The organism is Faucicola sp. SE7633 (assembly GCF_059264685.1).
This window is the reverse complement of record NZ_JCADBW010000024.1, coordinates 18,929-31,679: the sequence shown is the minus strand read 5'-3', so window position 1 is coordinate 31,679 and position 12,751 is coordinate 18,929. Positions and strand designations below refer to the sequence as shown.

Here is a 12,751-nt window from a genome sequence, read left to right as displayed (position 1 = left end):
CCCGTTGTTGGTTAGGGTGACGGGTTGGTTGTTAGCGCCTGTTAGGGTGATGCCATCGTTGTTTACGACGGTGTTGCCTGTGGTTAGGCTGTCTGCTACTAGGTCTTTTGTGGTGGCTACGGTGATGTTGTTGCCGTCACGGGTGATGGCAATGTTTTGTCCGTTTAGCAGTTGAACGGTGTCACCGTTTTTGACCAGGCTTGCTTCGTCGCCGTTGGTTTGTAGGTTGAAGCCTGCGTTGTTGATGGCGTTGGCTATGTCACCTGCTTTGACAAGGTTGTCTGGGTTGGTGGCATTGGTGTTGCCTTTGCCATCTGAGTTCAATGCGGTGGTGACGGCTGTTAGCTGGTTGTCGCCATTGACGGTAAGGGTTGTGCCGTCTGTTTGTACATTAACGTTGTAGGTGGTGCTGCCATCTGCGTTAGGCGTTGAGCTGACCGTGGTTGCTGTGCCATCTTCTAGCTTGGTGGTGGCTGCCGCTGCCGCTTGTTGTAGCTGGTCTTCGGTCGCTGCTTGTCCACTGACGATGTTGTTTGGATCAAACGTTTTGTTTGTCAAGCCGTTGATCTTCCCTGCGTCGCCTTCGATGCGGATGCCGTTGTTCGGTCCACCCACGGTGATGGCGCCTGGTTGAAGTACGGTGGCTTGTCCTGTGCTGTTGTCGCCGACGCCAATGATGTTGCGATCAATGTAAGCACCGCCATTTTCATCGCCTGTGGTTAGGCTGTCTGCTACTAGGTCTTTTGTGGTGGCTACGGTGATGTTGTTGCCGTCACGGGTGATGGCAATGTTTTGTCCGTCTAGCAGTTGAACGGTGTCTCCGTTTTTGACCAAGCTTGCGGTGTCGCCATTGGTTTGTAGGTTGAAGCCTGCGTTGTTGATGGCGTTGGTAACGTTGCCTGCGGTTACCAGGCTGTCTGGATTATCGCCTTCATTGATGTTCACGCGTCCATCATTACCTGCGCGGATGCCGCTGGTTTGGGCGGTTAGTTGGTTGTCGCCATTGACGGTAAGGGTTGTGCCGTCTGTTTGCACATTAACGTTGTAGGTGGTGCTGCCGTCTGGGTTGGTGTTTGTGCCAACGGTGGTCGCTGTGCCATCTTTAAGTTTGCTGGTGGCTTTGGCTTGTGCGGTTTGTAGTTGGCTGACATTCACGGCGTCTGTATCAGCTGTGCCTGCTGCTACGTTGGTGATTTTGTTGCCGCCGTTGTTTAGCCCGTTGTTGGTTAGGGTGACGGGTTGGTTGTTACCGCCTGTTAGGGTGACGCCATCGTTGTTTATGACGGTGTTGCCTGTGGTTAGGCTGTCTGCTACTAGGTCTTTTGTGGTGGCTACGGTGATGTTGTTGCCGTCACGGGTGATGGCAATGTTTTGTCCGTCTAGCAGTTGAACGGTGTCTCCGTTTTTGACCAAGCTTGCGGTGTCGCCATTGGTTTGTAGGTTGAAGCCTGCGTTGTTGATGGCGTTGGTAACTTGGTCGCCTGTGGCAAAGGTGTCACCTGTGTTGTTGTTGGTGACGGTGCCGTTCGGGTTAGCGGCTAGGTCGGCTTGTTTGACATTAACGGTGTAGTTGGTGACGTTGTTGGCGTCTTTATCCGCTGCGTCAACGGTTACGCCTGTGCCAGCTGTAACTTTGGCGCCGTCGGCATTGATGGTGTAAACGTCTTGTCCATTTGCTCCTGTTCGTTTGTCAACATTGGCAATGTTGGTGCCGTCTTTAACTTCGGTTCTTGATGCGGCTGCCGCTTGTTGCACTTGCTCTTGGGTCGCCGCTTGTCCGCCTGTGTAGGTAGCATTCGGGTCAAAGCTTGTGTTGGTCAAGCCTCCAATGGTGCCGTTGTTGCCGTCAATGGTGATTGGGTTGTTGTTGCCTACTGTCACTACAGGGGCTAAGCCTAACTGTACGCCGCCATCTATGGTGTCGCTGGTGATGTTGTTGTCACCTTTAATGTTGATGGTGTCGCCTAGTTGGTAGTTGTTGCTGCCTGTTGTGCCACCTAGGTTGATGCCTTTGGCAATGTTGTCGGCGTTGTCGGTGACGTTTTGGTTGGTGGTGTATAGCTGGCTGCCATTAACTGCATCTGTGCTGTCTGGGCTGATGGTGCCAGGTGCGACGTTGGTGATTTTGTTGCCACCGTTGTTTAGACCGTTGTTGGTCAGCTTGACAGGTTGGTTGTTGCCACCCGTTAAAGTGACGCCGCTGTTGTCCATGACGGTGTCGCCTGTGGCAATGCGTTGGGCATCAACGTTGTTAAAGCTGACGTTCGGTGTGGTTGCAACGGTTATGTTGTTGCCGTCACGGGTGATGGCAATGTTTTGTCCCTCTAGGAATTGGACGGTGTCGCCGTTTTTGACCAAGCTTGCGTCATCGCCGTTGGCTTGTAGGTTGAAGCCTGCGTTGTTGATGGCGTTGGCAACTTGGTCGCCTGTGGCAAAGGTGTCACCTGCGTTGTTGTTGGTGACGGTGCCATCTGGGTTGGTGGTTAGGTCGGCTTGTTTGACATCAAAGGTGATGTTGGTGCCGTCTGCACGCGCAGTGGTGCCTGTACCATTGACAAAGTTTACCGTTGGGCTGTTTTGATCAACAGTTTTGGCAGTGGTGCCGTTAACTTGTGCGTCAAAGCTTTGTAGCGCGGTGTCGGCTTTGGCTAGGCTGTCTTGGGTCGCTTGGTTTAGGCTGACGGTGTAGTTGGTGATGTTGTTGCTGTCTTTTTCACCTGCTTCTACGTTTACGCCTTTGCCTGCTGTAACTTTAGCACCATCAGCATTGATGGTGTAAACGTTTTGTCCGTTGTTACCTGTTGTTTGTTCAACGCTTGCAACGTTGGTGCCTGCTTTAACTTCGGTTTTTGATGCTTTAATGGCTTCATCGATGGTATCTTTGCCTGTACCACCAATATTACTGACCGTTAGTGTGCCATCGGAATTCACTTGGGTGTTACCACCAATGATATTTTTGGTAGAGTTGGCAACATTACCCAATGCTTGTTGAGTCAAGTATAGCTGCGAGCCGTTGATAGCATCAGTTGATGTGGCAGAGATTTGACCTGCCGCTACGTTGATAATTTGACGTTCATTACCTGCCGAACCTACACTGACGACACCTCTATCAGCACTGCCTTGTCCTGCAAATTGACCATAAGTGATGCCGTTGACAGCTGCCGTAGCTTCTGTGGTGGCTGCACGGTCAGTTGAGTCATTACCCAAAACTACACTATTGGCTTGCGTGGTGGTTACGTTATTACCCAAGACAAACGTATTTGACTGGTTAATGGTGTTTTTACTACCAATTGCCACGCTGTCATTAATATTAGCATTGGTGGCGACGTTGTTTTGAAAACCAATCGCTACTGAACGATTCGCTGCGTTGTTACCTGTAATCGTGCTACCAGTTACCACACCATTGGTATCACGCGTGGTTGTACCGCCAAGGTTGTTTTGTCCACCATAAATAAAACCGTTATCAGTCGCTGCGCTAATAACATTATTATTACCTACTGAGTAACTATTACTACCTGCTACGAGCGAAGGATCACCCAATGCCCCTGAGTTATTGCCGCTCACAATGTTACCCGTACCGATGCTGATGGACTGTGTGCCCGTAGCTTTAGCATTATTGCCAATGGCGATTGCGCTGATTGCACCATCTGCTACTGCTGTATTAGAACCCAGCGCGATGGAGTCATTCGCTCTACTACCGACACGCGCGGTGCTACCGATAGCGATACCGCGATCAGCTGCTCCTGCTGCCGATCCTACATTGGCAGCGGTATCTCCGCCTGGTATGTTAGGACCGTTTGTGGGATCGTAGCCGCCTCCAATGGCAATCGCAGCTTGACCGTATGCCTTGGTACTCTGACCATACGCCTGACCGCCAGCACCTTGGACGAATGCACCACGACCAATCGCTTGTCCCCCAACACTTTGTGCGGTTGATACCTTCGCGCCATTACCAACCGCAAACGCGCCATCAGCCTCCGTAATTGCCCAGTAACTTCCTTGTGCACCAATCGCAATACTATTTGAAGCACGAGCCCGAGCAGATCCCAAGGCTACTGCACCTGCATATGAGGTTTGGGCATCATGACCTACTGCCGTGCCACCTGTATTAGCGGTTCCCGCCTGATAAGTACCTCCTTGTCCGGAACCTACTTTGGCGTTATTACCGATAGCAACGCTTTGATTGTAATAATTATTAGTATTAACATTAACTGACGCATTGTTACCGATGACAACGGTATTAGCAGCAGGAGCAGTCGCATTATTACCCACTGCAATTGCGTTGTTTGCAGTGGCTTGGCTCTTGTATCCAATGGCGGTTGAATAAGTGCCTGTGGCTCGGTTTTCGCTACCTATGGCAACGGCATAGGCGGCGGTATTTTGGTTTAATCGTCCAATTGCTGTAGCGTACGCTTGTGTGCCAGTATTGTTATTACCTATCGCTGTCGCGCCTGCTTCTGCAGTATTAAGTCCACCTATAGCTGTGGCAAATACTCCTGAAGCGGTATTATTTTCTCCAACCGCTGTCGTATTCTGCGCGGTTGCTTGGTTGGTTAGTCCACCGATTGCTGTAGAGCCTTGACCGCTAGCTAATGCGTTTATACCAATGGCTAAAGAATCTCTACCTGTTGCACCGTCATTATTGTAGTTGGCTTTTTGTGTGCCATCGTCATTGACGCTGTAGTAATGAATCGGCGTACCGCCTGCTGCAGTACTGCTGATTTTGATACCACCGCCTGTCGCCTGCTCTAGCCTGATGTTATCACCTGCGATAAAATCGGCATATTGCTGGCTTTGATTGATGGTTTGAGCGTTATTTTGGGTGGTGCCATTGTCGTTGCTAATGCGTGTGGTAATGGTTTGAACCGAGGTATTACCTTTTGCAATACCATCTTTGGCGGTTTGACTGAGGTCAAAATTTACGGTATTGCCGTTTGCATTTTTGCTTACGGTTAGTAGGCTTGGTGAAGAGCTGTTTAGATTCACCGTTGCACCTGGTTTGACTAGGCTACCGTTCGCGCCTTGGGCTTGTAGGGTGAAGCCTGCGTTGTTGATGGCGTTGGCGATATCATTGGCATTGGCTAGCCCTGCGGTATTGCCTGCTGTTACTGTGCCCGTGTTGTTTGGCGTAAGCGTGGTTGTATTGACGTTAAAGGTAACGTTGGTAACGCCATTGGCTTCAGGTGATACAGTGGCTGTGGTGTTGGTACCATTAACAAAATTAATTGCTTCGGTTGGGGTTACTTTACCTTGGGTTGTACCGTTACCTTGTACATTAAAGCCTTCGTTGATATAAGCATTTAGGTTAGATAGACCTGTACCAACATTGTTTGCCGTCTTGTAAGTTGTGCCACCATCTTTAACTGCCGTATAAGTTGGGGCAGAAAGATTGCCATCAGCTTGTACACTCGACCCACCACCTAAATTTGTGGCAGTGGATTTGGCAACATTACCCAATGCTTGTTGAGTCAAATATAACTGTGAGCCATTAATGGCATCGGTTGAGCTAGCGGTGATAGCACCGGGTGCAACGTTTTTGATTTGGCGCTCATAGCCTGTACTACCGACTGAAACTTGGTCACCTGCAGTGACATCTCCACCACCTGCAAATCCGCTATAGTTAATTCCATTTACTGTCGCTGATGTAACACCTGTTGCATTAGTATTAGTCTTAGAGCCTGAGCCTAAAGCTACCGAATTTTCAAGAGTAGCATGTGCTCCCACACCAAATGCAGTTGCGCCTAAAACCGTTGCCTTAGAAGAAGTCCCAATGGCTGTCGCTAACGCTCCAGAGGCATTAGCTTGTACACCAACAGCAACGGCTGCTGTGCCTGCTTGGGTGTTAATATATTGTGTTGCATCATTGGTGGGATCAACCATTCTATAACCAGTATAAGCTTCATAGGATGTCGCTACTGTCCCACTATTCACACCGCCACTCGATACTGATCTATCAAGATTAGCCTTAGAGGCTTCATCTAAATCATCCCCGCCAATAGCAATTGAAGATGCTCCTGTAGCATTGGTATTAGCACCGATAGCAATCGATTGGTCACCTGTTGCGTTTGCACCCTCACCTGGGGTTTTACCAGAGCCTATCGCGATAGCCTGTTGCCCTCCTGTTGCGGTAGCATTTCCGCCAATCGCAATATTGGTATAAATATTACCATTATTTGGAGCATCACCACGAGTCGGGGTTATAGCAATTCCATTCCCAGAAGCAAAACTACCTGCCGCCATCGCTTGCCCACTGACCACCATCATCGCACCTGACAACGCTGTCAAAGCAAAGTACTTGACGCTGGTAGCAGACGCTTTTACCTCACCTGCCTGCCCAACCGCACCGCTGCCTTTTTTGCCATGCGCACGCGCAAACTCCGCCACCGCGACAAACACGCCTGTGGCTTTACAAAAAATCACTTTATAAATATGGTTCATAACTGCTCCATGCAATCAATTTATCTATACAAACTATTTAGCACACTCCAAACAAGCGATATATCAAACAACTGACACAAACACGTTATAAAAATATTGTCATCATATATCGTGGTCTTACTGATAAGTACCATGCAATAAATATGCCACTTTATACCTCGCATACACACCAAGCGATAAAACCCCTTAACATGCAGATAATCGCCCAGAAATGCCCTGATTGATAAAAATTTATATTTAATTTAAGAATAATAATTAAATTTTTAAATTGACATTTTTTGTCAGTATGACTGACAAAATTTGTCACTTGGGTAAAATGTGCCAAAAATTGTCAATCATCAGCAAGTTTTGCCAAAATCATCATACCAGCCCAATACCTTGCACAGCGTGCCCACATTGGTCTAACTTGCCAATTGTGCTACTATATTACAGTTTGGTTGATTTATCCAATTACCATCACACCACTAGGAAACTACTTTGTCAGCACCAAAATATCTAGCCGATCCCACCCACAACCCCTACACTGACCGCCACCCCATCTATGAGGACTGGCAATCCCCAGTTACCCAAGATACTGATACAGATACTGACGCAGCCCAAACTGGCAATACCGCCGAACACAATGACGCGCCAATAGCTGACCTAACCCCCAATGAATTTAATGGGCAAAAAATCCGCCTCGACAAATGGCTATGGGCGGCGCGGTTTTATCGCACACGCACACTGGCAAAAGAAGCCATCGAGGCAGGACGCGTACATTTTGGCGGCAGTCGCGTCAAGGTCAGTAAAGAAATCGCCGTCGGTGATGTGCTAACCATCCGACAAGGTTCGGCAACCAACTACACCCAAAAAACCGTCAAGGTATTGGCATTGTCTGACGTACGCGGCAACGCCACCGCCGCCAGCCGCCTGTATCAAGAAACCGACGAGAGCATCAGCCAACGCGAATTTTTCTTGCAGCAAAAAAAACTGGCCAACCTTGCGCGTCCCGACCGCCGCCCCAACAAAAAACAACGCCGTCAACTTGAACAGCTGCGCGAACGCAACCACTATGGCAGCGACGACGAAGGCTATTAAATCATAAAAGGGTAAGTCACACACAGGCTGCCAAGCACAAGGCTGTAGCAAACAGTAAAACGAGAATTGCCAAATGACCGAACACACTGCCCCGACTGCCATCATGCCACCTTCTGGTTATATCGCCAACACCATGGCATTGCGCTGTCAAGCCGACAACGTCATCCGTTTGACCACCTTGGATGAGATTATACCAATCATTGCTGATTTACACGCGACAAAGCAAGCGTATGTGATTGTATCAAGCGCCAGTAATATAATTTTGCCGCCAACCCTTACAGCCGCATTGGTATCGCCTGCGCTGATGGGCATGACAGTGTTGGCAGAAGATGAAAACAGCGTGACGCTTGAAGTTAGGGCAGGAGAAAACTGGCACGATTTGGTCATGCACACAGTGGCGCAAGGTTGGTATGGGCTGCAAAACTTGGCGCTGATCCCAAGCTGGGTGGGTGCTGCGCCCGTGCAGAACATCGGCGCATATGGTGTGCAGGTATCGGATGTGTTGGTGGCGGTGCGCGCACTACATTTACCAAGCTTGACTTGGCATGTCCTTAGCAATGCCGAATGCCACTTTAGCTACCGTGATAGCCGGTTTAAACAACAAGCAGGTGATTGGCTGATTGCCAGCGTGACGTTTAAACTATCAAAAATTCCCGACGTGAACCTCAATTATGGCGACGTAGCGCAAGTTGCCCAAAGCATTGCCGAGCAAAATGGGCGTACGACCATCACGCCTACTGATGTCATGCACGCGGTCATCGCCATTCGTCAGCGTAAAATTCCTAACCCTGCCACCTTGCCAAATTGTGGTAGCTTTTTTCAAAATCCGATTGTCAAAATGCAGACAGCGCAAGCACTGTTGCATGATTATCCTAATTTGGTGAATTTTGCAGTCAAAGGCGCCGATGGCACACCTGACCCGAGCTTGACCAAATTGGCGGCAGGCTGGCTGATTGAAAATGCAGGCATAAAAGGCGGCGGCATTGCGCCAATTTTGACCCACCAACATCACGCGCTGATTTTGACCAACCATGCGCCGTATCGGGCAACGCAAGCGGATGTTGCCGCATCCATGCAGCTGATTCAAGCGCGTGTGCACACCCAATTTGGCGTATGGCTTGAGCCAGAACCCGTGTGGATTGCCGCCGATGGTAGCTTTCATCACTAGCCTTGCGGGTTTTTGCGGCCGTGGCTTGGCGTTAGTTTTGTACGCTGACGTTGGTGTAGCCTGCGGCTTCAAGCGCGGCTTTGGCTTGGGTGGCGCGCGCGCCGCCACGGCTATATAGCTTGATGGTGTCAGACTTGCTCACGCCTTGGCTGGCGATTTTGCTGGCGATTTGGCTGTGTGGAATGTTGATTGCGCCATCAGGATGCCCGATTTGAAATTCCTCAGGCGTACGCACGTCAATGACGACATTGGCGGCATTCGCGGTTGGCATTAGCATTGCACCGATTAGCAGCGCGGCAGACAAGGTCAGCAAGTGCTTTTTGCGTGGCAGAAGTCGTGCCAAACGGTCGCGTTTTGGCAGGTTAAACTTGGGCAAGCGGTTGAATACGGTGGGCATGGTTGCTCCTTGTTGATTGGTGGTGCGTGATTGGATGTAAAAACCCATATAAAAACCAATGTAAAATCAATCACCTTTTGACTTTAATATAAGGGTTTTGACAGATTATTCAATAAGCGATAGGTAAAAGGGGTGGTGCGGACTGCGCCCATGTTTTGGCAAAATCCGTTATAATACGTTTTTGAATACGCGTTTGTAAGCGGTGTTGGGTTTGGTTGGGAGTTAAACGGGGGCTGCCCATGCAAAGTATGTATTTTTTGATTCCCATTAGTTTATTTTTCTTTGTGGTGGGGATTTTTGCGGTGTATTATGCGGTGCGCTCGCGTCAGTTTGATGACCTTGACAATGAGGCTCAGCGCGTGGTTCTTGATGACCGCCAACTGCGCCGTCAGCAGCTTGCCGAACGCCCGACAGAGCAGCCGACAGCGGCACAAACAACCATCACCCAATCCACCTCACACCACCCAACGGCAGATGACAACGACAGCAAATGATAAATAGTGCGATTTTATTGGCGGCATTTAGCCTTGGGCTGTTTGGCTCGCCGCATTGTTTGGGCATGTGTGGCGGTATTGTGACCGCGTTTGGGCTGTCAATGCAAGGCTTGACACCCGCGCGTAAAGCCGTGTTGGTGGCAAGCTACCATGCAGGACGGCTTGCCAGCTATGCCCTACTGGGTGTGGTGGCAAGCGGTGTGGGCATGGCATTGTTTGCGCCGCTTATGCACCAGTCAGCACCGCGTATGCTGTTGGGGGCGGTGCTGATTGTCATTGGGCTGACGCTGCTGGGTGTGCCGCTGTTGGCGCGGCTTGAGCGTGTCGGTGCGCGGCTGTGGCAGTCGATGGCACCTGTGCGAAAGCGTGTGCTGCCGATGGACAGCGTACCCAAAGCGTTGTTGGCAGGTTTGCTGTGGGGCTTGTTGCCGTGTGGCATGGTGTATGGGGCATTGATGCTGGCGGTGGCAAATCACGATACCGCAACAGGTGCAGCGTTGATGCTGGCGTTTGGGCTTGGCACGTTGCCGATGTTGGTGGCAACCCAAGCCACCGTTGGGCTATTGCAGCGTACCATTCGGCAATGGCATTTGCGCCAAATCAACGGCGCGTTGCTGACCGTGGCAGGCGTGGCGGTGATGGTGGTGCCGATGTGGATGGCAACGATGCACCAAGATGGGCATCCACATGCGCACGGGCATATGCCTGCTGCCACAAGCCCAATGACAAAGGACACACCAACCCTGCATGACCCACACGGGGACATGCCGATGGATATGCCGACCGCAACCAGCGAGCAACCCGATGATAACGCGCATCGCCACCATCTGCACCACTGATTGTGATTTTAATCGCGCAATATCTGATACCAAAAAAAACAAACCTCTTAACACAATGTCAAGAGGTTGGCAGTTTTGGGTGCGCTGATGTGGTTGGTCAAGCGCGGATGAGGCAGTGTTTACATTTCGACTGCATCATCACCTTCATCAAAGAAAATCACGTCGGTTTCGTATTCAAACGCGCTGTGGAATGACATTGACATGGTTATACTCCTTTTTGTTTCGTTTTTACGACGGATTGAATCGTGGTTATATACATTTGCATCACGCAAATGGCGCAAGGTCGGCGCAATTTTTTGCTATGTTTTGCCCGCTAAGTGCTAATTGACTGCGTACTGACAATTTGGTCTTAACCCAATAGTTTTTGTATTGAACACAGTCAAACAAGTCTAGCAAAACTTGGTGCATCGGTGCATCTAACGATTACCTTGACTTCCTCCCCTCCCTATCGTTCGGGGATTCCTTCTGCAAGACGGTGAAGCCCCACCGCAAACCTAAGACAATGGCAACCGCCCGTACGACACACCGTACATCTTAGGTTCTTATTTTAAGCTAATCCTACCGTTAGGATTGTCATAGACACGAATTAGCTTAAGTGTGTGTTTGGAAACGTCTTACCAGTTAAGTTACTGCGTACTCGCAATTTAGTCTTAACTTAACTGTGGAATGTAAGACATTGAATATAGTGAGATGAGCATAGCAAAACTTATCGCATTTAACAATTGCCTTATACCCACCGCCTGAAGTCGCAGGTTTACGGCAACGAATGATAAACTTGCGCTCAAGGTCACAGGCTTACAGCAATGGCGGCTAAACGTGTTTTATCGCCTTGCGTATTGACTATTTAACGCCAACAATGTGACACTAGCATGAAATTGATGTGACAGCAAGATGACAACGCCAATTTTTGCATAAATTTTGGTTGGTATCGATGCCACATTCATGCCAGTTGTGCATAGATGGCGATAAAAAAACCAAATACAAGTCTTATCAAACCAATCTTAAGGATTACCTATGGGCAACCGCTTGACCAAAATCTACACACGCACGGGCGATGATGGCACGACAGGGCTTGCCGATGGTAGCCGCGTGGCAAAATCTGATGTACGTTTTGATGCCATGGGTGCGTTGGACTTGCTTAACGCGCAGCTGGGCATGGTGCGCAGCTTATTGACTGACCAACCTGACATTGATGACGGCTTGAGCATCATTCAGCATGTGCTGTTCAATCTCGGTGGCGAGCTGGCGATGCCTGAGTATGTCGGCGTGACGGCAGCGCATGTGACGGCATTAGAAGCCCAAATTGATGTGTGGAACGCTGATTTACCGCCGCTCAAAGACTTTATTTTGCCTGCAGGTTCGGTGGCGTGTTGTCAGGTGCATATCGCCCGAGCAACCGCGCGTGACGCAGAGCGCGTATTGGTGCGCTTGCAAGCGCGTGATGGTAATGTGTCTGCCACAGGGTTACAGTTTATCAACCGTTTGTCGGATTATTTGTTTGTGTTGGCGCGCGTGGTCAGCCGCTTGGATGGTGGGCAAACGGTTTTGTGGGATGCGCAGGTGTTGGCGCGTTAGCTTGGTTTATAGCCAAAACCGCTGATACACAATGCCGACAATCAGCCGTACGGCAAGTACCGTGAGCAGCCACGGCAGAATTTTTTTTAGCCACGCCAGTCGCACGCGCTGGCGCAGACGCGTGCCGAGCCATGAGCCCAATGCTGCCATCACCACCCTCATAGCAAGCAGCCGCCAATATTCGCCAAACGCGAACCCGAGGCTTACATACACCACCAGCTTGACGCTGTGCACCACTGTCATCATCAGCGCGCCCGTGGTCACCACCACGTGGTTGTCGTCATAATGTTTGTTGAGCACGGCAATATTGAGCGGGCCGGGCGTACCGACAAACACACCGAGCCCCGTTTGCAAAAAACCCACCCAAAAAAAGCTCTCAAAACGCCGAATCAGCCGATTAAACATTGGCGACCACGTAATCAGCAAAATATACACGCCGATAAACAGCGGAATCAGCGACAGCTCAACGTAACGAATGAGCACACCAAACACCGCAAGTCCGACCAACGAACCCACCAAAAACGGCCCGATATACCGCCCGTCTATCGCCTCACGCCCAAACCAAGCACGGGTAGCGTTGCTAGCCAGTTGCGTCACACCGTGCACGGGCACGACCGCCGCCGCAGGCACAAGCAGCGGCATCAGTCCAATCAAAATCATCCCCCCACCCACGCCCGTGACGGCAGTCAGCGCAGAGGTTAAAAGATTGGCCGGCGCAAGCAGGCTGTCACTGAACCAAGTCCGTAGCAGCATCATCGTCTAG

At 50.2% G+C, this 12,751-nt stretch carries 8 protein-coding genes; 5 read left to right on the top strand and 3 right to left on the bottom strand.

Going from position 1 to position 12,751, the window contains the following annotated elements; all coding sequences use genetic code 11:
- On the bottom strand, positions 1–6,438 hold a 6,438-nt coding region (locus AC5L4R_RS08735; protein ID WP_494478044.1), incomplete at its 3' end, for an ESPR-type extended signal peptide-containing protein.
- Between the two features lie 633 nt (positions 6,439–7,071).
- Here AC5L4R_RS08735 and AC5L4R_RS08730 point away from each other — a divergent pair.
- Both AC5L4R_RS08730 and murB read left to right on the top strand, forming a co-directional pair.
- Complete coding sequence (locus AC5L4R_RS08730; RefSeq protein ID WP_494473763.1) at positions 7,072–7,515, top strand: RNA-binding S4 domain-containing protein; 444 nt, start codon at positions 7,072–7,074, stop codon at positions 7,513–7,515.
- A gap of 73 nt (positions 7,516–7,588) precedes the next feature.
- Positions 7,589–8,683: a UDP-N-acetylmuramate dehydrogenase gene (gene murB / locus AC5L4R_RS08725; protein ID WP_494473761.1), complete on the top strand. Its 1,095-nt coding sequence runs from the start codon at positions 7,589–7,591 to the stop codon at positions 8,681–8,683.
- Between the two features lie 31 nt (positions 8,684–8,714).
- Here murB and AC5L4R_RS08720 read toward each other — a convergent pair whose 3' ends face one another.
- Positions 8,715–9,080 carry a rhodanese-like domain-containing protein gene (locus AC5L4R_RS08720; RefSeq protein ID WP_494473760.1) on the bottom strand — a complete coding sequence of 122 codons (366 nt, stop codon included), beginning with the start codon at positions 9,078–9,080 and terminating at the stop codon, positions 8,715–8,717.
- 239 nt (positions 9,081–9,319) lie between these two features.
- Here AC5L4R_RS08720 and ccoS point away from each other — a divergent pair, with 239 nt between their 5' ends.
- The 3 genes from ccoS to AC5L4R_RS08705 all read left to right on the top strand — a co-directional run bounded on the left by ccoS (position 9,320) and on the right by AC5L4R_RS08705 (position 11,988).
- Positions 9,320–9,574 carry a cbb3-type cytochrome oxidase assembly protein CcoS gene (ccoS, locus tag AC5L4R_RS08715; RefSeq protein ID WP_494473759.1) on the top strand — a complete coding sequence of 85 codons (255 nt, stop codon included), beginning with the start codon at positions 9,320–9,322 and terminating at the stop codon, positions 9,572–9,574.
- Positions 9,571–10,413, top strand: coding sequence for a sulfite exporter TauE/SafE family protein (locus AC5L4R_RS08710; protein WP_494473758.1), 843 nt, complete (start codon positions 9,571–9,573; stop codon positions 10,411–10,413). The genes ccoS and AC5L4R_RS08710 overlap by 4 nt, the downstream gene beginning before the upstream one ends.
- 1,014 nt (positions 10,414–11,427) lie before the next feature.
- Positions 11,428–11,988 carry a cob(I)yrinic acid a,c-diamide adenosyltransferase gene (locus AC5L4R_RS08705; protein WP_494473670.1) on the top strand — a complete coding sequence of 187 codons (561 nt, stop codon included), beginning with the start codon at positions 11,428–11,430 and terminating at the stop codon, positions 11,986–11,988.
- A gap of 6 nt (positions 11,989–11,994) precedes the next feature.
- Here the strand turns inward: AC5L4R_RS08705 and AC5L4R_RS08700 are convergent, their stop codons facing one another.
- Entirely contained in the window at positions 11,995–12,744 is a 750-nt protein-coding gene (locus AC5L4R_RS08700; protein ID WP_494473671.1) for a sulfite exporter TauE/SafE family protein, read from the bottom strand.
- Between the last annotated feature and the right edge of the window lie 7 nt (positions 12,745–12,751).

What these genes read in the sequence shown, in the direction of transcription:
- AC5L4R_RS08705 (WP_494473670.1), top strand. Translation starts at nt 11,428, where the DNA reads ATGGGCAACCGCTTGACCAAAATCTACACACGCACGGGCGATGATGGC.
- AC5L4R_RS08700 (WP_494473671.1), bottom strand. Translation starts at nt 12,744, where the DNA reads ATGATGCTGCTACGGACTTGGTTCAGTGACAGCCTGCTTGCGCCGGCC.
- murB (WP_494473761.1), top strand. Translation starts at nt 7,589, where the DNA reads ATGACCGAACACACTGCCCCGACTGCCATCATGCCACCTTCTGGTTAT.
- AC5L4R_RS08720 (WP_494473760.1), bottom strand. Translation starts at nt 9,080, where the DNA reads ATGCCCACCGTATTCAACCGCTTGCCCAAGTTTAACCTGCCAAAACGC.
- ccoS (WP_494473759.1), top strand. Translation starts at nt 9,320, where the DNA reads ATGCAAAGTATGTATTTTTTGATTCCCATTAGTTTATTTTTCTTTGTG.
- AC5L4R_RS08710 (WP_494473758.1), top strand. Translation starts at nt 9,571, where the DNA reads ATGATAAATAGTGCGATTTTATTGGCGGCATTTAGCCTTGGGCTGTTT.